Genomic DNA, 19210 nt, shown 5'->3' with positions numbered 1-19210 from the left:
AACGTGCCGGCAGGTCGATTGGAGTTCGAGTATGCATAACGCGCATTTAGCATGGACGATGGCTTCCGCCGGGAGCTTTCACGAATGGATTACTTATGCGAAGGACATGAACCTGGAGGAGATTAAGAACCTCCTCCACCGCTATTCTCAGTTCGGGCCTCTTCCCGGCATATTGCTCCCTTTTCTGGAAGCTCTGCTTCCCATTCTGCCTCTTGTCGTATTCGTCGTGGCCAACGCCGCGGCTTATGGAATGTGGCTAGGTTTCCTGTACTCGTGGATCGGGGTCGCTTCCGGTTCGTTAGTGGTCTTCCTGCTGGCGAGGCGCTTCGGGTACCGGTACGGCGATCGAATTCGCGGAAGATTCCCGAAATCGGAAAAACTCTTCGGTTTTATCGAGCGCAAAGGATTTACTCCGATCTTTTTGCTCGCTTGTTTCCCGTTCTCGCCTTCCGTCATCGTTAATATCGCTTCGGGCTTATCGAAAATTCCTTTACATACTTTCCTAATCTCCATGGCGCTAGGGAAAGCGGTGATGATATTCACTCTGTCTTTCCTCGGACACGATCTTCAGGCGATGGCAGATCAACCATGGCGCATTGTCATGGCCATCGCTATTCTGCTCCTCATGTGGTTCGGCGGACGCAAACTGGAGTCCCGATATAGTTGAGCGTTCAGGCAAAGCATAACACCCCTCCTCCGGTGCAACCTAAGTTGCATTGAATCGCAAAGGAGGAATGGACATGTCAGGCAAAAACCCTTCCGCCAACCAACAAGCGGCCAGCAAAGCTCAATCCGAGGCCGATCAAACCGGAGTCGGCAAAGAAAGAGCCCGCAAGCTTCAATCGGAAGCCGACAGAGCCGCCGTTCCGAAACACGGATTGTGAGGGAGAGTGCATGATGAGCGAGTCTAATCGAATGGACCCGATGTCCGGCGAGATCGTCCAAGTAGACGGAGTATACGAGAATGAGTCCGGACACCCCGTGGCGTTGAAGCGCGGAGATACGTTCCCTGCCGATTTGATCCTTGGCGAGACGGAATGGACTCTGACGGAGTACAGCTTCGACAATCATCATGAAGGCCGCACGGATCCGCGTCTGGTGCCCAAAGAAGACGATGTCGATAAGATGGGCAAGATCGATCATCCCCGCAGACAAATGGATCGAGGCAAGAAATAGCGGCTTTACCTAGTAAAAGGGTTGAACGGAGCGTTTACCGAGTTAACGCCCGTTCAACCCTTTTGCTTATTTCTGCCGATCGACTACCAAGGCAGCGCTTCCCCATTGCCGATAAAATCCGCCCGTGGGTCCGTCTTTAGGAAGAGTAGCCAATAATACCGCCGTTTCGAAGTAAAGTACGACCCATTAAATGTCAATTCCGTTTTTGAACGTCATTTCGATTTGCGCTCGGTCTCGTCGTTATCCAGCTCGTTCTGGCGCTGCAGCCATTGTTCCATTAGCTTGTCCAGCCGCCGCAGACGCTCTTCGTAACTGTATATCGCCGAGGTAATGACGAATATCCTGGCTCGCGATGGCGCGTCCTCGTCCATTCGCTCCCCCATGATCTCCGATAGAAGAAGGGAAGCATCCGGAGGCGGCGCTGCCGCGGAGGCTCCCGGCTTCATTTTGCCGTCCCACTTCCACAGAAGCTGTTCGTGATAGCCGCACAACACTTCGATCTGGCGATCGATGAGATGGTTCCAAGCTTTGGGCGTCGATACGGCCCAATAGTGATCCTCTACCGCTTCGATGAGCGCATATCCCCGTTCAAGCGCGGTTAGCATTCCCTTGTATATGACCAGCAGTCTGGCCCGCTTCTGCTTCGACTTCTTCCTCCATACCCGTTCTTCCGCAAACAGCTCGTAAAATCCGTCCAGCTTGCGAAGCTTGGCTCTCAAATCGTGCTGTTCCTTCCGGAACACGTTCTCCTTCAGCTCGTTGGACACGACCGTCCTAAGCAAGCGGGATAACATGGATTGCACCTCTTCCACTTGCTTCAGGAAGCGATTCCGATGTTTAGGAGGAGCGATAACGACGTTAACCGCGAACGCGGATACCATTCCCGTCAAGATCGCGGCCAGCCGATCCAGCGCGAGCATCCACCCCTGGCCTTGCGCTTCCATGATGACGACGACCGTCACCAACGTTAAGGCGATCGTTTCTTCGGTTTTCAAGCGGATACAAATAAGGATGACGCCGATACATACAAGCCCGACCAGAATGGGCGTATTTCCGATGAGCGCTACGGCCGTAATCGCAATAATGGCGCCGAGCACGTTGCTCTGCACCTGCTCCAGTACTTGCATCCAAGAACGATAAATGGACGGTTGGATCGTAAAAATAGCCGCGATAGCCGCGATTAGTGGAGACTCCAACCCGACCAATCCTCCAACCCATAAAGCAATGGCGACGGCTAACCCGGTTTTCAGCACTCTTGCTCCGATCGTCATGGGCTAATCAATCCTCCCCGCTCCGATTCCCCGATCGAATCGGATGGGCTCGTCCCGTCGTAAAGCGATACGCCGGCGGAAGCGACTTCCTGCCCATTTACGATCAGCGCAAACCGGTGAATGCCCGGATAATGACGGCGGGTGCTTAAGTCCGCGAAAGAAAAGCTTCGCCCGCCTTGCAGCCGAGTACCGCCCGCGACCGTTTTCTCGCTAAGCTTGAATAGCTTGCGATACAATTTACCCGTAGACCGGGGGAACTCGACGGCAAGCTCAAGCCTTAGCTTCGCCGGATCTCCGCCAGGCGTCTCAAGGGCATAGCGAAATTCGGTCGTCCCTCCCATCCGTACGGCCGAAGGAGCCGCTTCCCATTCCAGAACCTTGATCTCAGGCTGCGGCACGATTCCGAACAGCTTCATCGCTTCGGGGCGGGCAGCTTTCAGCATCCCCCTGCAAGCATGGCGAACTACCCAATCCGTCTCCTCGCACGCTCCAATCCAAGCTTGCGCGATAGCCAGAACTTTCTCGGGATGATCCTTCGAAATATCGTTCAGATTGTTGGCTACGCTCCGTCTTACGTACTCCGAAGGGTCTGCCTTCAACTGCTCCAGTATCGGCCAGATCGGGTCCGGATCGCACTTAAGCGCCGGGAGAGCATCCGCCCAAGGAAGCCGCGGACGGCATCCTTCGCTTGCGAGCCTGCGCACATGCTCGTTCGGATCGAGGCTCCACGCTTGCATCTGCGCCATCATTCGCCGTTGATCCCGCTTCAGGAACGGACGAACGGCGAATTCGGAAGACGACATTCGCGTGAATAACGCCAATGCCGCTATAGATCGCTCCCAATGCTCCAAACCGTAGACTTCGACGAAATCGGGAAAGAACAAATAAGGGAAGCCGCGGCATTCGTCCGCTATCGCTTCCAGTACGTCGAGAGCCTTGCCGTAATCGGAAGGAAGCGTCGCTCCTAAGCTCTCCGTAATTCTCCGCATTCTCCCTTTAAGCTCCAGTTCCGCCCAACCCTCGGCAAGCACGAGCCGAACGAAGGACTCTCCCTGAAACTCAGGGTGTGATTTTTTCACGATATCCATGAACGCTCTAAGAAAAGGCTCGTTATACATCGCCTTGAGCGGTTCTGCCATTCTACTTCCTCCTTATGCCACAATGAAGCCTTTTCATTATAGCATGTCCTGCTGCCCTAACACGCCTATCCGTTACTCGGCTCATTTCGCGCTTCGCTCGTAAGCTCTCGTATTCGTTTCATCCATACGCATAAGAACGCGGACAAGAATGAAGTCATCGCAACGGTCTCGAGTCCTTCCTCGATGGATTGCAGCAATCTCTCCGCTCCTTTATCCAAGCTGCGAATATCGATCGTATCCATCCCTACCGCGCAAGCGGCAATGATCAAGCCGACGATTAAGAAAATTCGGGCACCGTTATGCACTCCGATTAAACGCCAAATGCTCCAAACCGCCGCTAGACCGCAGACCGCATAAAGGGGAATCAACCAATCTCCCGCCTCCATCCAAGGGAGCAGTTTAATTCCGGTCGGCTTCAGGAATCGATCTCTTATCCTCTCGTGCAGAGCGAATCTTTCATCCAGAGACAACCATGCAAACGCCGCCGATACGATTATCCAGCCCATAATGACTTTCCTCCGTCTCCCGATCATAGCTTCCACCACAGCGATAGATCCGGTTACCGCGCCCGTCAGCACGAGCAATACGCTCTCCAGCCAAGCAAGAGGCGTCGTCTCCGCGGCGATGAACCGCCAGTATTGCGGCCAAGCCGCTATGACCATCAGCAACAGGAATCCCGCAACTGCGGCCCACAAAACGAGGAGTAGACCTTGCTCGATCTTCCAGCTTTTCCGACTTTTCATTTCCTATTCCCCCCGATCGTTCGACTCCCCTATCAGATTGTGCGGATTGCCCGTCGCAAGGCCGATTAGATTGTCGATCCATGTGTCGTATCCGCGCTGGATGACCTCTTGCGAGTACCACGCGGTATGGCCGGTCTGCAAAATGCGCCCTTCGGCGATTTGTCGCTTAGCCCGTTCGTCCGTTTCCCCGATCGGGAAAATATCATCGACCGCATATCCTCTTAGCGCCCCCGAGCCTATGGCGTCTACGACGGCAGAGGGGTCGACCAACGCGCAGCGGGAGACGTTGATCAGCGTTGCCCCCGGTTTCATTTTCGCGATTTCTTGGCGTCCGATAGCGGCCTGCCCTTGCCACGTCGCGGGAAAATGCAGGCTGATCGCATCGCTGGAAGCAAACAACTCCTCCATGCTCACGTTCGGGATCCCTTCTATCTGGCGTTTAGGATCATGCCCGAGCACGCGCATTCCGAACGCTCGCGCTAACTCCGCTACGCGGCTTCCAATCCTCCCTAGCCCAACGATTCCGATCGTCCTCCCGCGCAGCTCCCATCCCAATACGGAAGTCCCCGCGGGAACGCGCCCCCGCACCCGGTCTTGGCTCAAATGAATCCGGCGCGACATAGTAAGCAATAAACCTAGCGCATGCTCGGCAACCGATACCGTCGAGTAATCGGGCAGATGGCTCAGGAGAATTCCTTTTTGACGCAAATAGGCCGTGTCGATATAATCCACCCCGGTCGCAAAGACGGCAATCCCCTTCAAACGGGGCAAACTTTCGAGCCAGCTCCCGTCAATCGCTTGGACCGAACGCGGAGTCAACCCGGCATAGTCGGCCTTCTCTAGACGCGCAATGATTTCATCCGCGCGAAGCGGATTTACCGCCTTGCTGAAATCGACCTGCGCGACGTCCTCCAGCTTAGAAGCTTGATGCTCCGTAAACGTATTTCTCCCTTGCGCCGTTATAACGGCCACCTGATTACGGATTATGGACATAAGACACGCTCCTTCAACGGCATTATGAGCAAATGGACGAGAAAAAGCCCTAAAAGGTTTCTCCGTCCTGTTAGGCAAGTCTTCCCCAATCCCCCGACGCCATCTTATAATGGGAACAGGATCAGGGTTACATCAAGGGAGGCTGGAAAGGCTTGCTTCTGTTCGTCATCAACGAAAATTCCGGCAACGGCCGCGGCAAGAAGATCTGGGCTACGGTTGAACAACAGCTCCGAAAAAGAGGAACGGATTATATCAGCGTCATAGCCGACTCAGAATCGGAAGCGAATATCCAAGTAAGCAAGCATCTTCAGCACGGCAAATTGAAAGCGATTGCGGCCATAGGGGGCGACGGAACGCTGCATAGCCTTCTGCCTATTCTCGCAGCAGCCGACCTTCCGTTCGGGCTCATTCCCTCGGGATCGGGCAACGACACCGCTCGTTCGTTGGGCATTCCCAAAGATCCGATCCAAGCCCTCGATATTATATTAGCCGGGAATACCCATGCCATCGATTTGCTGGAAACTTCGACGGATAACGGACACCGACAGCTTACGCTAACGGCCGTTGCGGTCGGATTGGACGCCGCGGTCGCCGACGATGTCAACAAATCGGGCTACAAAGGCTGGTGCAACAAGCTGGGCCTCGGCTCGCTCGCTTACGTGATCGGTTTGTTGCGGGCGCTGGCCAAATACAAGCCTCGTCCCCTTACGGTGACGATCGACGGGACCGTCTACGAATTCAAGATGGGATGGCTGGCCGCGATCTCGAACGTCTCCACCTATGGCGGAGGATTAAAAATATGCCCAAACGCTCTTCCGAACGATGGGCAGCTGCATGTATGTATCGTGCATAGTTGCAGCGTTCTGCGGATGCTGCTCATTTTCCCGACGGTATTGTTCGGCCGACATGTTCGCCACCGCCGATTCGTGACGATCGTATCCGGAAGAGCCGTCGCGATTCAATCCCACGTTCCCATGCTCGCCTTCGGCGACGGGGAGCCTGCCGGACAAACCCCGATCTCGGCGACCCTTAATCCGCGTCAGCTGGATTTCTTGATCGCCGCCTCCGGATAGCGGAACGGAAGCATGATCTCGAATAAAGTGCCTTTGCCGATCTCGCTGTTCACTTCGATCTTGCCCTGATGGTTGTCCACGATTTTGTAGCTGACCATCAGTCCAAGGCCCGTCCCCTTCTCTTTGGTCGTGTAGAACGGTTGGCCGATCTTCGCAAGCTGGTCTTCGTCGATGCCGGGACCTTCATCCCTGATGCGGATATATACCCTGTCATTCTCCCTAGAGAGCTTGATTCCGATAACTCCTCCGTCTATCATCGCTTCTATTGCGTTTTTAATGACGTTGATGAACACTTGCTTGATTTGATTCTCCACGCCGTAGATCCATAGCGGGTCCGTTCCGTATTCCGCCTCGATCGCAATGTTGTGAAGAATGGCTTGCGTCTCGAGCAGCGTAACGGTATCCCTCATCATTACCCTCATGTCCTGATAACTAAGCTCGTAGACCTGCGGCTTGGATAACATCAGCAGCTCGCTTACGATATCCTCGATCCGATCGAGCTCCGCGTTCATGATGTCGTAATAGCTGTTATTGCTTTTTCTCCCGGAGGCGATCAGTTGCAAGAAACCTTTGAGAGAAGTAAGCGGGTTGCGGATTTCATGGGCAATGCCCGCGGCCAACTGTCCGGCTACGTACAGCTTCTCGGAGTTGATCAACAGCTCTTCGTTCTTCTTCCGTTCGGAAATATCCCTAATGATGACCTGAATCGCGGGCTCGTTATCGAGCGTCGTCATCGTCTCTACGATCTCCGTGTGCAACACCTTCCCGTTCAGCGTAAACCAATCCTGCTCGATCGGTTTGCCGCTGCCGACGAACACCAGGTTATGCAACCGTTCCTTAACCGCGTTGTGGTCCTTAGCGGGAAGGAACGTATAGATCGATTTGCCGATCAGGTCTCCGTCCGTCTCCGCCTCGAACATTCTCAGTCCGGCCGCATTGACGAAACCCCAACGGTCGCCTTTCAATATCGCGATCGTGTCCAACGAGTTTTCCACCAGCAGCCGGTAACGTTCGTCCATTTGGTTTAACCTTTTATCGATATACCAAGTAATTAGCGTCGATACCAGAATAAGCAAAGCGCCAACTCCCACGATTAGAGCCAGAAGGTTAATATCCTGGTTCAACTTATCCGAAGTGGAGAACCCTTCGCTGTATTCGATCGTCAGCGCATCTTTGCCTATCAATTGCACGGCAACGACCGAAGCGCCGAGAATTAAGCTAGAAATGATCTTCCTGTATTTGTAGGTGCTTTCCGACAGCAGGAAGGATAAATAGGTGCCAAAGAACAACAAGAGCAGGGAAAGAAACACTTCTCCGTAACTAATGCCCAATCGGTCGATCTTCGGTCCGAGCACGCTGAAGTAGTTCATGATCCCTACGCCGAATGCCAATATCGAGCTGCCGAGCACGATCCGATACTTCAATACTTCCAGAAAGGTCAGCATGACGAAAGCCATCAACGAGAAGAAAATAATAAACATCAGGGCAACCGGCATGACCCATGTAAAGTTAAGCGGATCGTTGAAGCCCAGCAAAGTCACGAAATGTTTCGCCCATAATCCTACCCCGAAGACGAATGCTCCGCCCGCTAGCCAGAACTGGCGAAACGTTCCATTCGTTCTTTTGAGATTGCCGATGAAGTTGAACATGGTATAAGATGCGAGTATGCTAATTAACAGTGCCAGCAGCAAAAAGAAAGTAGGCCAGGAGGCTACGGTACCGTTCATCGTTCGATCCCTCGCAGAAACTGACATGGTATACTTTTGTGTATTAGGATTCGACGAATACCAGCAAATTCCTTTTCGGAAAAGAGCTAAAAATTGGAGGTTATAAGAATGTTTCGGTCAACGCTAAAAGAATTCAAAACTTTCGCCATGCGCGGAAACGTCGTAGATTTGGCAGTCGGGGTCATTATCGGAGCCGCGTTCGGTAAAATCGTTACTTCTCTCGTAAACGATATTGTCATGCCGCCGATCGGAAGATTGCTAGGAAACGTGGATTTCAAAGATTTGTTCATTCCATTGAAATCTACGACCGCCACAACTTTGGACGAGGCACAGAAAGCCGCCGTTCCGGTCATCGCTTACGGCCAGTTCATCAATATTCTGATCGACTTTATCCTGGTCGCTTTCTGCGTATTCATGCTCGTTAAATTCCTGAACAAGCTCAGCCGCAAGAAAGAGCAAGAAGCGCCGGCCGCCGCGGAGCCTACTACCCGCGAATGTCCTTATTGCTTGTCGGAAATTCCATTGGCCGCAACCAAATGCTCTCACTGTACGTCCGAGGTTACTCCAGTGGGACAAGCTTCTCCGGCGAAGGGATAATCGCGAATGGCCGAGATGTTCGACGTATACGACGAAGAGGGGTATTGGACGGGCGTTGCGGAGCGAAGCGAGGTTCATAGGAAGGGTTTGTGGCACAAGACCGTTCATTGCTGGCTTTTCCGCAAGGATCCGAATGCCGATGGCGGAAGCGTTTCGATCTTGTTCCAGATGAGGGCCGCTAACAAGGATACTAGCCCGGGTTGCTTCGACATTACGGTTGCAGGCCATCTTCAGGCCGGGGAAACGCCGCAAGCGGTCACTCGGGAATTAGAGGAAGAGTTAGGCGTGAGCGTTGCCTTCGATCGGTTGCGGGAATACGGAATCGTCCGAGAATACGGGATCGGGAACTACCACGGGGTCCAGCTTACGGATGCCGAGATCAGCCACGTATTCGGGCTAATCATCGATAAGCCCCTCACGGATTTCCGATTGCAGGAGGAAGAAGTATCGGGACTGTACGAAGCGGATGCGGATATGCTCATCGCTCTAATGGAAGGCCGTCTGGAAAACTTGACCGCCCGAGGAGTGACGCTGCGTTCCGGCAAGCTGCAGGCGGCCGAAACCGTCGTCGCCCGCAGCTCGTTCGTCAGCCGGGATTTCGGGTATTATGTTTCTGTTTTCAAATTTTTGCGGGATCTGCATTAGCGCTTGGCAGACCGTTCCCGCTTAGCTGCAAGCGGACGGGTCGCCATGCGATCCGTCCTTTCTTCACTTTGCCTTCTATCCAGCAATCTCGCAGGGGGTGGCGGAACAGCACCTCGAGCTTGCCGTCCTCGTCCACGTCCCATATCCGAAACTGGCGTTCGTTCGTCATCTCTCCGAAAACCCGGCTTTCGCCGATAACCTCCCACTCCACTCTCGTTTCCTCTTGCTCCGTCGATTGATTTTGCCGCGACTTCCCTAACCACCAATCGCCGAATAGAGAGCTGTATAGAAGAATCTCGTCGTCTTCTCCCTCGAACCTGCCGCACCAATAGCCGCCTTCCTCGCGAAATCGGCCTAAGCCTTCCCAATTTCGCCACCAGCGGTCGACCATTCCATGAATGTTATAGAAAACCGTATTGCTCGGAGCCATGTCGAAATCATTGATTCCGCCATCCCCATACAATTGGGCGGATTGCTGATGGATACAGGCATGCATATTCGACGATTCGATAAATCTCCCCAGCTCGTCGGCGGTTGCGAAGGATTCCGGTTGAAACAGGATGCGTGCTTCGGCGGCTTGGTCGTAGCAAGGAGCGTTGCGAATCTCCTCGGGAACGGAAACCCACGGCTCCACGAGACTCGGATCAAGTCCGTTCTGGCGGTACCAGGCTAATGCCCGCCCGACGAAATCGCGATGAAATCTCAGAAACTCAAGCCCATAGCCCGGCGGAGGATTGTTCGTATTCACTTTATGCCGAGCATTATGCCAATTTCGATGCTCAACGAGCAGGTCTTGCGGAAAATTCGGAATTCGCGGCACAGGGACAGCCCCCTCATGATCAGCCCCATTCGTTAATGCGGGCAATATAATTGCCTACAGAATATGCAGCAGCTTCGCGAGGGGGTACCGTTACCCTGTCGTAATCTCTACGCTTTTCGCGTCTTTGTTCCATTGGACTTTCGCCGGTGCGTGAGCTTCGGCGGCTAGCTCGCGAACAGGAACGTAACCTTTGTCCCCGATCGCGCGGGTCGGCAACGGTTTGCCGTTTGCGGTCACCGTTTTATCCTTCCAGTCTATTGCGATCCCGAGCGCGTTGCCGACGATCCTTGCGGGAACCCAGATATGACCGTCGAACCGTTGCCCTTCCGCGACCTGAACTCCATCGATCATGATCGGATAAACGTCTTCGGGAGGTTTTGGCGTGTCGGGATCTTGGGGACTTTGGGGGTTCGCCGGCTTTGTGGACTCATCTGGTTCCGCAGGCGCCTTGTTAGGGAGAGCTTGTTCGTCGTATTGGGTTAATTTGTTGGCATTGATGAGCGAAATAATCTTCGTCTCATACTGCGGGTCCGTCGCATACCCGCATAATCGCAGCGCTATCGCCTGCTGATCGGGGGTTTGCGCTAGCCTGACGCGCTCATATCGAGGGAGTTGGAACAGCAAGTCTTGATCCTTGTAGAAATCATATACGCTGTCGTATGCGCGGAACAGGGCGGAGGTGTCGGTCCGAACGCCGTTCTCTACCTCCCAAGTGCCTTTCCGTACCCATTGTCCGTGCCAATACGCATTTGGCTTGCCGCTTCCGAATTTAATCCCGCCGAGATTGTTCCAGGGGTGAATGACTCCCCCCGTCTCGAGTAAATTTTGCGCCAGTCGAACCGACGGGAACATCGGCGATCCTTCTAATCTAGCTCGTATCGCCATAGGGGCTAACGCTGCGATAAATTGCGCTTTGCTAAGCTTCGCCATCCGGCTGCTCCTCCCTTTTCTTGGTGAAATGATACACTCCCGACGCCGTCAAACCGATGATGGAGATGGTCGTTAACGTTTGCTGGACGGAGCTCGGCACGAGCACGAATACGGCCGCGATCAATAAGCTGATCAGATGATAGTATTGGCTGGGCACGCGGAACTCCTTCGCGATCCCCACGTATGCCGCGACGATGGGAGCCAGCATAATCACCTTGTCGGTCAATAAGTCGAAGTTGTCCATAATCATTTTATTCATCCCCCTTGCAGATTGGTCACGGCCGCTATGACGGCAGCCAGTATGGCTCCGACCAACGTCCTCCATAACCAACGCTGGTTATCGGCGATTTCGTCTATTCGAAGATGCGATGACCTGGAGGACTGCAGCGCCTCAAGCGCCGCCTCTCTCGCCGCCTCCGCCGTTTCGCGCACGTCGGTCATCGCATCGATCTTCGTCTCCAACCGTACGACGCGCTCCCGTATATCCGAGAGCACTCGCGCTTCTTCATTGGACATGGTGGCACCTCCTTTGGTGATGTTTACGAAATAAAGAGAGCCCCGCCGAAGCGGAGCTCTTCTTAATGAAACATCGTGATAAGAAAAGAAGCCTGTCCATTCGCAATTTATTCATTGCTTGCTAGGATGGCTTCTACTTCCGTACGTTTTTCGGTTGGTACGTCTTCGATCGTTTTTAACCCTTTGCGGATTAAGTTCGCGTATACCTGTGCCATACTATACACCTCCCCCGACAGATTCAAGCGCTTCGATTCTTGCTGTAAGAGTCTCGATTGTCGCCTGTTGCCCAAGGATGATTTCATAGGCTTCCGCTAGCCCGAGCATCGTATCTACCGCTTCCTGCTCTCGCGTCGCATTGGCGCTGCCCGCCATCTCGTAGACTTCTGCGACTGCTAACATCGTATCGACGCTTTCGGATTCCAGCATTGCGATTCGCTGTTCCGGCGTCTCCGGTTGCGGCGCGTTCTTGATCGCTTCGATTTCTTCGGGCGTCAGGCGATCTTTCCAGACCCCGTTCTGGACGTCCCAAACAGGCTGGTACATCCCGGCAGGTATTCTGTCGGTGATGATATAGGCGTAGACTTCTTCTTCCGCACCTTCGATTTTTTTCTTTAGCGGGATAACCCCGGTAGTCATATCGTCTACGAGCGTAAAGTCGATAATCTGATAATCCAAATCTACAATGGCAGCGTCTTTCATGTTTTCCCCTCCCCCTATCGTTCAGCTTGAAACATAATTCCGTTTAATGAAACTAGCGCGTTACTCGTTGGGATATTTATTGTGACTTCCCCATTCGCCTTAATATCGATGTTTCCAAAACTACGATTGGTTCCGTCGCTTCCAAGCGTAACCCACGGTAACGCTAACTTAGGTCTGTAACCGGCGGGAAGAGTAAAGGCGACCGTCCCGGCAGTTCCCGACTTAATTGCACCCCTCAACATAACATTTCCTTGATCGTCTTTTCGATATCCCGCGACCTCGTAAACGCCGCTTGAGTCTACCCAACCACCAACCAACGTTGGCGTTATCCATTGCCCTTGCTGTTTCTGGGCCTTCGTATTCCGAAGTACGGATACTTCCGTCCGGGCTTCGACGACTTTACGGACTAGCGACTCGACCGACTCCCGAATATTCGGCGCGTATTCAGCGTTGATTATCATTGGTGCGATTCCAAGCGCATAGGTGTCCAGAGCTAAGTATGTCGTACTGTATTCTGCTATGGGGTCATAGTTGGCGATTGGCGTTTTCCATTGCCCCCTACCAATCCACGAAATTGTTTCCGTAGAACTAGGTATGCTTACAGTCCATCTTTTATCTACGTCTTTACCTACGAACAACTCTAATAGTCGACCAACTCTATATTTCAGCGCATAACCGGGAGAGGCCGCGTTAATATACCTATCTGTAGGGTTCGATGTATATACTTGGCCGACAGCTTCTCTCACTACAATCCCCAAACCCACATCGACTTGATTAGCACCCTCATGAAGCATTAGGGAGCCTTCATAATTAACCGCTTCATCCACACTTTGGGCTAGTTGGTACATTAGGCGGTAGGGGGTAAAGTTGGGCGACATATCAGTAGGTACCGTACTGCGTGTATCAGTTAACGTTAATCCAACCTCGGACCTTCTGCACCACAGTTTAGTTCCCGAAGAGTATGAGTCTGTACTTACTCCTCCTTGAGGGTACATTTTCCAGCCATTAAAGTACGCTTTAATTTCTGCGTCATTTGGTTGGTAGTTTTCTCCCCAGCCGCTTTCAACGTCTGCAATGCCTAAAGTTACCTCATTACCGGTCGCTGCGCTTATATTTCCCATAGCATATTGATCTGCTTGGGTAACCCCGCCGGTCGCATTCCATGGAAGTAATTTACCGTCATACTTAACTATATTAGATCGTTTAAAATCGTAATTCGCGAACGAATTAGGGATATCCAACACGTTTATTAATTTGTATCCTAATGCGTCCAAACCGAATGCGAATGAATAATCACCACTTATTGCTATTTCCCTAAATCGTCTTACGACCCTCGGTTTACCTTGACTGTCCGTGTAAAGCTGATCGACAACGCTACCTTCAAGGTTGGACTTTAAACTAACGTCAGGCAGGTACATATAAGACGGTTTATGTGGTTCGTGCGGGATAGCGGTCGATCCTATACATAAGACGGGGTTAGTTACCCTTGCTAATGTTGTATTAGTAACAGAGTATATCCCGAACTTTACCCGGACATATGCCACACGATTACTGTTAACCGTAAATGTAGTACTGACCCCTGAGACAACTCCGTTATAGACATACCCTTGATAAGCAGGTGCATGGTACAAGTTAGGCGCTGTAAGCAACCCATCAAGATTCAATATATTGAACGCAGCGTCATAGCACACTACTTGATAAAGGAAAGAGTCTGAACTTCCCGCGAGTCTTTGGAATGTTGCCCGTAAAGCGTATATTTGACCATTGACTACCGGAATAAAATCGGTAGTTCCTCCGACCCCGTTTTGCTCCGCGTCGATAATAAAGGAGTTCTCGTTTTCCACTACCATTGGTCTTACTGTGTAGAGGCTAGTAGTCGGTAAAGTATTAGTCAATTCGGACGCCGGGGGAAACAAGTTTTTCCCCGGATTTCTGAGGTACACCGCATTTACGTGTTTCATATCCTCGACGTATGGGAGATATTTATCAATCGCTTCGCCTGTTAACGTCGTTCCGATTGCGTCGTAGTCTACTGATGTCAACTCATAGATACGAACTCCGTCTATATACGCTACCGATACTCCAATCCCACCACAACCAATAAAAAGCCTGAATCCGTTAGTCGAAATTGTGTTGCTGGTTGGAATTTTCACGTAAACAAATTGCCAATTTCCAACCGTTGCGGTGCTAGCGGCTACTCTATATCTAGGCACGACAATTTGGTTATAATCATAAATCTGAATTTCTGGAGCTGTACCTGATGTATAAGACTCCATATATACCCAACCCGCTACGATATACCGCTTTGCCGTGTCCAATTTATAAGAGTAGTCCTTAAACGCATAGCTCGCCGTACTCGACGTAGGCGAGACTCTTAAAGAGTTTGACCCGTTTTTCTTTTGCGTTGTAGAAAGGGTAGGCGCCGTTCCAGATAAAGTAAATGGGTTTAAACTTTCACAATTCCCGTCACGCCCCAACAAGTTAACCAACGTGCGACCCGACATTCTTGGATGCAAAATAGCAGGTACGTCCCCACCTTGAACAATCTGAACGCCGTTTCTTAAAGTTACCGGGGTCCACGGCATGGTTTCCAATTCCGCATGTATTTCCCCAATAGCTCCGGCGACATCCTTGGCAGCGGTCGGTACATTGGTCATTTGCCCAAGAGATTGATCAATCTTATCCATATTCCCGTTGATATCGGCAATATCTACAAACTCATTTCCAAGAGGCTTCTTCAATCCAATATTCGGCGTTATATCAGCCATTAGCTCCAACTCCTCGTCATAACTTCGCCCCAAGTAAATTCCTTGAGGTTGTTCCAAGTCGTTTGTTTCAGCTCATCCCACTGCGTGTACGTGAAGGCGAATTCCACAGCGAGATGTGCCGGTTTAATTTCCTCGATAACGGCCTTCAAGTCGTCTAGATTCGGAGGTATCCCTCTCGTATCCACGAATTTCACCGTAAAGGTGCAAATCTCCGGTTTTACGGTAACTTCAACCAAACCGCCGTCGTAAGCCTCCGCTACAGACTTAATGAGTTTGACCGTCACGGTACCTATTCCGCGCATCTTCGAGAGAACCACGCTGCGACGTTGTTCAATAGGTTTGGAAATGTCTACAGGGATTCCCAATTCAGACTCCCACAGATCAAGCCCCCATGTTGCCGTCGAGAGAAAATATTGCTGGAGCACGTCGTCCATCGCCTGCCACAGCATGTCCATTTCGGTTCCTTGAGCATCCATGGTAGAACTCATGACTCTCGAAGTCGCGTAGTAATCCGGTAGGTACGACATCATTTCTTTGCCGCGAATGCTGTTCATCGATAGATTACTCACTCATGCTCACCGTCCCGATTACGGCAACCTGTCCCAACTGCAGATCGATATTATCGCTGCCTCCGTTAACGACCAAATTCTCATAATCCACAATGCGCGAAATATCAAGTAGGATTGCCGCAATCCGATTGTATCGGACAAGCGGATCAACAAAAGCCAACTGCTCCAAATAAGCAGCTAAACCCGCCTCAAAATCGCTCCGCACTTCGTTCAAGGTTGCTCCCGCTGCAAGCGTCAATTGAACGGAAATATGGATAGGAACCTCAACAGCCGCCGATACCGTAACGTTAGCGCCGATTGGAGCTTTACCTTCGCCTTGACCCGACATGGGAGAAATATATTGTTGTACGGCATCGACAATGTCTTGATTAGGCGCCCTCTTCTCTGAGTTCAGAAGGAACAATCTCACTGTCCCCGGACCGTTCCATAACGGCTCAACCTGAACTCGGCTCACTCCCGGCGATTCTAGCGCCCATTGCTGATAGTCGGCTTTGTTGCCGCTTGTTCCGGGTTGTCTCACTTTAAGGAGAAACCTCGACAGCAAGGATTCGTCGGTTTCTTCGTCAGTACCGCCAGTCGTAGCAGCCGAATTCGTTATGCTAGTTACGCCGGGCAGAGAGTTAACCAACAAGCTTATTGCTCCTAATGGAACGTTGCCAACTGCTCCAGCTTCAATCGCTTTGATAGCAACGTTAGCTTCTCCTTGGCTGTCCAAAGTCGCGAGTTCCGTTGTCTCGTACTCTATTGATTGTGTAGCCGTAATTTCATCCGCCGGCGTAGCAACAAGGGTACCGATCGGGATGACCGTACCCGCGGCGCCTGTAATCTTAACGGTTCCGGTAGCCGCGATTGCCGGACGCGGAATAACTCCGTGCTCCTCGCAACGCAACCTCAAGTAAGGACCGAAGGTCGTCAAAGCAAAGCCGCGCCGTAAAATTTCTTGAGCCCATTCGGATGACAAGTACAATTGATAGGCTGCGGGAGATAGAGAGTCCCATATATATGAACCTTCCGATTTGTCCAAGTCGGCCGGCACGCGGCTGAGCATTCGCCGAAGAATTCCTTCTTCCGTCTGTTCATTTAAAAATTCAGGCAATACCGTCATTAAGCATTCACCACGCTTCCTTGAATTTCTGCCGTCTGTTCGTGAACGTTCGAAATCTCGCAAGTAAAATTGCACTGATCTCCCGCCCACTCGTAAACAAATCCGTCAACGCTTGCCGTCCTCGGATCTACCATCAGCGTCTCGGTCGCGATGCGCTGAATCTCCATCTCGATTACCGGTCGTGATAGACCGGATCGAATCAGATCGTTAAATTCCTGGCCATAGTCTCTGGAGTATACAAGGTAGCGAAAACGCTCGGTCTGCAGCGCTTTTTTGCACCATTCCACCCATGCGTCCGCTCCTTCGCTACTTGCGACTTTGCCTGTCGGTGTGAGAACGAATTCTCCCGCGTCAAAATCGAATCGCCAGCTCCGACCGAAGATCACGTTATCGGTTTCAACGATTGCCGGCTCCTCCGGAATGTCCGAAGTCGGAAATAAGTTAGCCACCCGTATTCACCACCTTGCAGACGACGACGGCATCTTTGCCCCCGTTAACGGGGACGGCGAGCACGCGATCTCCGGGTTTGATCCCTTGCGCCCAATTTAACCGTACGTCGTCTATTTTCGTCTCTATATAATCGAATCTCGTAAGCTGCGAGGGAACCGAGCCGCCCTTCGGATTGCCAAGCTCGTCTACCGGAGCCGTCATTGTCCCCACCATCGAGAAAGCGGGGAGTTCCAACGCCGTTAACCACTCCGCAACGTAATAATCCGGGATGGCATATTTAAAGGAATCCAACTTCAGTCCGGACGACGTAATCGTTCCAAGCTCCGAAGGAATTCCGGATAATGTTTTCGAGGCGATGTCCGTCATACGTTGCTCCAACGTAGACACCAATTGTTTGTATGGATCAGGCAAGATAATCCCTCCTGACTTTGTTCTCCGCGGCAAGCTCCAGCTCCATATGTCCGGGATCCCCCAGTTGATGGCTGATCCTCGTCACGATCAGTTCCAGACCGTTCAGACGTACCCGATCCCCGGCGCGAATCGTGTTAATGTCGAGCGAAGATACGGAATAAGTCTCCTGAACGCCCAGAAGCATTTTTGCCGCCGCTTCCTCCGCTTGTTTCTTCGATTTGATATTGCTATCGGAAATCAATTTCTGAAGAGTACCGTATTTGTCGGTGTCTTTGCTCTTTACCGCCAATGGCTCTGCCACCCAGTTTTCGTTTTGTTGCGACCCCAAAACTTTAACCCGAGTAATCGCCCCCTCAAGGGTACGAACCTGAGTAACATCCTGTATCGCTTCTAACTCCCATACGATTTTATTGCGGCCGATTTCAGCCAGTTCCAAGCCTCGTTCGGTCATCCGAACCCGATACATCGCTCCGCCCTTATCGACGGTTTCCTTCAAATCGCCCATGATCATGGACAGAATCGTCTGCGAGCGCTTGATGCTCCTCGCCAGCTTCTTGCCCGTGTCCGCGATGTTGCCGACCGGGATTCCCCAATCTTTCGCATACTGCTTCAATCGCTCCGTCGCCGTCTGATTCGCGGGCATGAGCCTCTCGTCTTCGGATTTCGCAAGATATATCGTTTTTTCGTAAGCGGTTATGCTCAGATGCTTGCTCCCCGCGTTCGTGCTATTGCATTCCCATACGACGCCCGGGTTAAAAAGATTTTCTTTGCGCGATTGCCCGAACGGAATGCCCCCGATTCTCAATTCCTGTCCCGGCGAGATGACGGGCATGTCCGGCGTGACTACCAACCGTAGGTTTGCCCGATACGCGATTTCTTCCAGTGACTCGTCTAGGGATATCGACTCTACTAACCTGCTAATATCGTACTTTTTGGCAAATACGACTTCGTAACTCATGGCATCACCAACTTCTGCCCGATCTTGATCAGATTCGGGTCGGGGCCGATTACCTTTTTGTTAAGGTTATAAATTTCGCTCCACCTCTTGCTGTTCCCTAACTCCCGCTTGGCTATCGCCCATAGCGAGTCTCCCGATTTCACGACGTACACTTTCGGCACGGGTTTCGTATCGGGGCGTGAAAACGAGGTTTTCCCGACCTTGATGTTATACCAGGTTCGAAACGTAACGTCGAAGTAAACGTCGCCCGGTTCTCCGCCTTTGAACGTCGAATGGTTGGCGGAAACATGCACTAGCGTATTAATAATCGTACCGGAGATAATCAATCTTACCGGCCGCTTCTGCACCAACAGGGCGGTAAGGCGGTTCATCGCAACCTGGGGATCGGGAATTGTTGAATCGTTGCAATACCTCTCGTCATAGAATTTGGGAAAAAAGAAGAGAAGGCAATTTCCTTCACCTTCCCTCCTTGAATAAAGTCGACCTCTCCAAGCGATAGCAGCGACACGGTCTCGTACCGTTTCTCCCGGCTTATCCGAATCTCCTCCGGATTAACCGGGAATACAAAATCGCCGTCAATTGAATCCCTGAGCGTGATTTGCAATATTTCCCCCTACCTT

The 19210-nt window shown here is 51.9% G+C and carries 23 protein-coding genes and 1 pseudogene; 6 read left to right on the top strand and 18 right to left on the bottom strand.

The window, feature by feature from the left end; translation table 11 throughout:
- Positions 1-31 precede the first annotated feature (31 nt).
- The 3 genes from FPL14_RS18770 (at position 32) to FPL14_RS18760 (ending at position 1176) form a co-directional block, all read left to right on the top strand.
- Positions 32-667, top strand: coding sequence for a TVP38/TMEM64 family protein (locus FPL14_RS18770; protein WP_229263574.1), 636 nt, complete (start codon positions 32-34; stop codon positions 665-667).
- A gap of 73 nt (positions 668-740) precedes the next feature.
- Positions 741-884 (top strand): hypothetical protein, encoded by a 144-nt coding sequence (locus FPL14_RS18765; protein WP_182299215.1) that lies wholly within the window; start codon positions 741-743, stop codon positions 882-884.
- 13 nt (positions 885-897) lie between these two features.
- The gene (locus FPL14_RS18760; protein WP_182304053.1) at positions 898-1176 is read left to right on the top strand and encodes a transposase; all 279 of its coding nucleotides are present in this window, start codon (positions 898-900) and stop codon (positions 1174-1176) included.
- A 212-nt stretch (positions 1177-1388) separates the two neighbouring features.
- Here the strand turns inward: FPL14_RS18760 and FPL14_RS18755 are convergent, their stop codons facing one another.
- From FPL14_RS18755 to FPL14_RS18740, 4 genes are all read right to left on the bottom strand, one after another.
- The gene (locus FPL14_RS18755; RefSeq protein WP_182299214.1) at positions 1389-2447 is read right to left on the bottom strand and encodes an FUSC family protein; all 1059 of its coding nucleotides are present in this window, start codon (positions 2445-2447) and stop codon (positions 1389-1391) included.
- Positions 2444-3586 carry a DNA alkylation repair protein gene (locus FPL14_RS18750; RefSeq protein WP_182299213.1) on the bottom strand — a complete coding sequence of 381 codons (1143 nt, stop codon included), beginning with the start codon at positions 3584-3586 and terminating at the stop codon, positions 2444-2446. Before FPL14_RS18750 ends, FPL14_RS18755 begins: the two co-directional genes overlap by 4 nt.
- Positions 3587-3651: 65 nt before the next feature.
- Entirely contained in the window at positions 3652-4329 is a 678-nt protein-coding gene (locus tag FPL14_RS18745; RefSeq protein ID WP_182299212.1) for a hypothetical protein, read from the bottom strand.
- Between the two features lie 3 nt (positions 4330-4332).
- Positions 4333-5322, bottom strand: a complete 990-nt coding sequence (locus FPL14_RS18740; RefSeq protein WP_182299211.1) for a 2-hydroxyacid dehydrogenase — start codon at positions 5320-5322, stop codon at positions 4333-4335.
- Positions 5323-5474: 152 nt separating this feature from the next.
- On the opposite strand from FPL14_RS18740, the gene FPL14_RS18735 reads away from it, so the two are divergent.
- The gene (locus FPL14_RS18735) at positions 5475-6395 is read left to right on the top strand and encodes a diacylglycerol/lipid kinase family protein (protein ID WP_182299210.1); all 921 of its coding nucleotides are present in this window, start codon (positions 5475-5477) and stop codon (positions 6393-6395) included.
- On the opposite strand, the gene FPL14_RS18730 is transcribed toward FPL14_RS18735, so the two are convergent.
- The gene (locus FPL14_RS18730) at positions 6362-8122 is read right to left on the bottom strand and encodes an ATP-binding protein (protein WP_182299209.1); all 1761 of its coding nucleotides are present in this window, start codon (positions 8120-8122) and stop codon (positions 6362-6364) included. The two genes, FPL14_RS18735 and FPL14_RS18730, sit on opposite strands and share 34 nt — an antisense overlap.
- Positions 8123-8230: 108 nt before the next feature.
- Between FPL14_RS18730 and mscL the strand changes: the two genes are divergently transcribed.
- Positions 8231-8719, top strand: a complete 489-nt coding sequence (mscL, locus tag FPL14_RS18725; protein ID WP_182299208.1) for a large conductance mechanosensitive channel protein MscL — start codon at positions 8231-8233, stop codon at positions 8717-8719.
- 6 nt (positions 8720-8725) lie between these two features.
- Entirely contained in the window at positions 8726-9364 is a 639-nt protein-coding gene (locus FPL14_RS18720; protein WP_182299207.1) for an NUDIX hydrolase, read from the top strand.
- Here the strand turns inward: FPL14_RS18720 and FPL14_RS18715 are convergent.
- The 13 genes and pseudogenes from FPL14_RS18715 to FPL14_RS18660 form a co-directional block, all read right to left on the bottom strand.
- Positions 9339-10184, bottom strand: coding sequence for a tyrosinase family protein (locus FPL14_RS18715; RefSeq protein ID WP_182299206.1), 846 nt, complete (start codon positions 10182-10184; stop codon positions 9339-9341). The two genes, FPL14_RS18720 and FPL14_RS18715, sit on opposite strands and share 26 nt — an antisense overlap.
- A gap of 90 nt (positions 10185-10274) precedes the next feature.
- On the bottom strand, positions 10275-11114 hold the full coding sequence (locus tag FPL14_RS18710) for a glucosaminidase domain-containing protein (RefSeq protein ID WP_182299205.1): 840 nt from the start codon (positions 11112-11114) through the stop codon (positions 10275-10277).
- Positions 11101-11364 (bottom strand): hypothetical protein, encoded by a 264-nt coding sequence (locus tag FPL14_RS18705; RefSeq protein ID WP_182299204.1) that lies wholly within the window; start codon positions 11362-11364, stop codon positions 11101-11103. Before FPL14_RS18705 ends, FPL14_RS18710 begins: the two co-directional genes overlap by 14 nt.
- Positions 11365-11369: 5 nt before the next feature.
- Positions 11370-11630: a hemolysin XhlA family protein gene (locus tag FPL14_RS18700; RefSeq protein WP_182299203.1), complete on the bottom strand. Its 261-nt coding sequence runs from the start codon at positions 11628-11630 to the stop codon at positions 11370-11372.
- A 107-nt stretch (positions 11631-11737) separates the two neighbouring features.
- Complete coding sequence (locus FPL14_RS29600; RefSeq protein WP_229263573.1) at positions 11738-11845, bottom strand: CD1375 family protein; 108 nt, start codon at positions 11843-11845, stop codon at positions 11738-11740.
- 1 nt (position 11846) lies between these two features.
- Positions 11847-12329 (bottom strand): hypothetical protein, encoded by a 483-nt coding sequence (locus FPL14_RS18695; protein WP_182299202.1) that lies wholly within the window; start codon positions 12327-12329, stop codon positions 11847-11849.
- A gap of 14 nt (positions 12330-12343) precedes the next feature.
- Positions 12344-15097 carry a hypothetical protein gene (locus FPL14_RS18690; RefSeq protein WP_182299201.1) on the bottom strand — a complete coding sequence of 918 codons (2754 nt, stop codon included), beginning with the start codon at positions 15095-15097 and terminating at the stop codon, positions 12344-12346.
- Positions 15097-15651 (bottom strand): YmfQ family protein, encoded by a 555-nt coding sequence (locus FPL14_RS18685; protein ID WP_182304052.1) that lies wholly within the window; start codon positions 15649-15651, stop codon positions 15097-15099. Before FPL14_RS18685 ends, FPL14_RS18690 begins: the two co-directional genes overlap by 1 nt.
- 7 nt (positions 15652-15658) lie before the next feature.
- Complete coding sequence (locus tag FPL14_RS18680; RefSeq protein WP_182299200.1) at positions 15659-16771, bottom strand: baseplate J/gp47 family protein; 1113 nt, start codon at positions 16769-16771, stop codon at positions 15659-15661.
- The gene (locus FPL14_RS18675) at positions 16771-17220 is read right to left on the bottom strand and encodes a DUF2634 domain-containing protein (RefSeq protein ID WP_182299199.1); all 450 of its coding nucleotides are present in this window, start codon (positions 17218-17220) and stop codon (positions 16771-16773) included. Before FPL14_RS18675 ends, FPL14_RS18680 begins: the two co-directional genes overlap by 1 nt.
- Positions 17213-17632, bottom strand: a complete 420-nt coding sequence (locus FPL14_RS18670; protein ID WP_182299198.1) for a hypothetical protein — start codon at positions 17630-17632, stop codon at positions 17213-17215. The genes FPL14_RS18675 and FPL14_RS18670 overlap by 8 nt, the downstream gene beginning before the upstream one ends.
- Positions 17625-18590 (bottom strand): XkdQ/YqbQ family protein, encoded by a 966-nt coding sequence (locus FPL14_RS18665; RefSeq protein ID WP_182299197.1) that lies wholly within the window; start codon positions 18588-18590, stop codon positions 17625-17627. The genes FPL14_RS18670 and FPL14_RS18665 overlap by 8 nt, the downstream gene beginning before the upstream one ends.
- A pseudogene (locus tag FPL14_RS18660) lies at positions 18587-19194 on the bottom strand (LysM peptidoglycan-binding domain-containing protein). The gene FPL14_RS18665 and the pseudogene FPL14_RS18660 overlap by 4 nt, the downstream one beginning before the upstream one ends.
- Between the last annotated feature and the right edge of the window lie 16 nt (positions 19195-19210).

The sequence above is a fragment of the Cohnella cholangitidis genome, assembly GCF_014107495.1.
GTDB lineage: Bacteria > Bacillota > Bacilli > Paenibacillales > Paenibacillaceae > Cohnella > Cohnella cholangitidis.
This window is presented reverse-complemented; position numbering and strand designations above follow the sequence as displayed.

Excerpts from the sequence above, each read along its gene's own strand:
- FPL14_RS18770 (WP_229263574.1), top strand. The coding sequence starts at position 32 with ATGCATAACGCGCATTTAGCATGGACGATGGCTTCCGCCGGGAGCTTT.
- FPL14_RS18680 (WP_182299200.1), bottom strand. The coding sequence starts at position 16,771 with ATGACGGTATTGCCTGAATTTTTAAATGAACAGACGGAAGAAGGAATT.
- FPL14_RS18685 (WP_182304052.1), bottom strand. The coding sequence starts at position 15,651 with ATGAACAGCATTCGCGGCAAAGAAATGATGTCGTACCTACCGGATTAC.
- FPL14_RS18740 (WP_182299211.1), bottom strand. The coding sequence starts at position 5,322 with ATGTCCATAATCCGTAATCAGGTGGCCGTTATAACGGCGCAAGGGAGA.
- FPL14_RS18690 (WP_182299201.1), bottom strand. The coding sequence starts at position 15,097 with ATGGCTGATATAACGCCGAATATTGGATTGAAGAAGCCTCTTGGAAAT.
- FPL14_RS18760 (WP_182304053.1), top strand. The coding sequence starts at position 898 with ATGAGCGAGTCTAATCGAATGGACCCGATGTCCGGCGAGATCGTCCAA.
- FPL14_RS18695 (WP_182299202.1), bottom strand. The coding sequence starts at position 12,329 with ATGAAAGACGCTGCCATTGTAGATTTGGATTATCAGATTATCGACTTT.
- FPL14_RS18710 (WP_182299205.1), bottom strand. The coding sequence starts at position 11,114 with ATGGCGAAGCTTAGCAAAGCGCAATTTATCGCAGCGTTAGCCCCTATG.
- FPL14_RS18730 (WP_182299209.1), bottom strand. The coding sequence starts at position 8,122 with ATGAACGGTACCGTAGCCTCCTGGCCTACTTTCTTTTTGCTGCTGGCA.
- FPL14_RS18750 (WP_182299213.1), bottom strand. The coding sequence starts at position 3,586 with ATGGCAGAACCGCTCAAGGCGATGTATAACGAGCCTTTTCTTAGAGCG.
- FPL14_RS18765 (WP_182299215.1), top strand. The coding sequence starts at position 741 with ATGTCAGGCAAAAACCCTTCCGCCAACCAACAAGCGGCCAGCAAAGCT.
- mscL (WP_182299208.1), top strand. The coding sequence starts at position 8,231 with ATGTTTCGGTCAACGCTAAAAGAATTCAAAACTTTCGCCATGCGCGGA.
- FPL14_RS18745 (WP_182299212.1), bottom strand. The coding sequence starts at position 4,329 with ATGAAAAGTCGGAAAAGCTGGAAGATCGAGCAAGGTCTACTCCTCGTT.
- FPL14_RS18755 (WP_182299214.1), bottom strand. The coding sequence starts at position 2,447 with ATGACGATCGGAGCAAGAGTGCTGAAAACCGGGTTAGCCGTCGCCATT.
- FPL14_RS18665 (WP_182299197.1), bottom strand. The coding sequence starts at position 18,590 with ATGAGTTACGAAGTCGTATTTGCCAAAAAGTACGATATTAGCAGGTTA.
- FPL14_RS29600 (WP_229263573.1), bottom strand. The coding sequence starts at position 11,845 with ATGGCACAGGTATACGCGAACTTAATCCGCAAAGGGTTAAAAACGATC.
- FPL14_RS18720 (WP_182299207.1), top strand. The coding sequence starts at position 8,726 with ATGGCCGAGATGTTCGACGTATACGACGAAGAGGGGTATTGGACGGGC.
- FPL14_RS18705 (WP_182299204.1), bottom strand. The coding sequence starts at position 11,364 with ATGATTATGGACAACTTCGACTTATTGACCGACAAGGTGATTATGCTG.
- FPL14_RS18700 (WP_182299203.1), bottom strand. The coding sequence starts at position 11,630 with ATGTCCAATGAAGAAGCGCGAGTGCTCTCGGATATACGGGAGCGCGTC.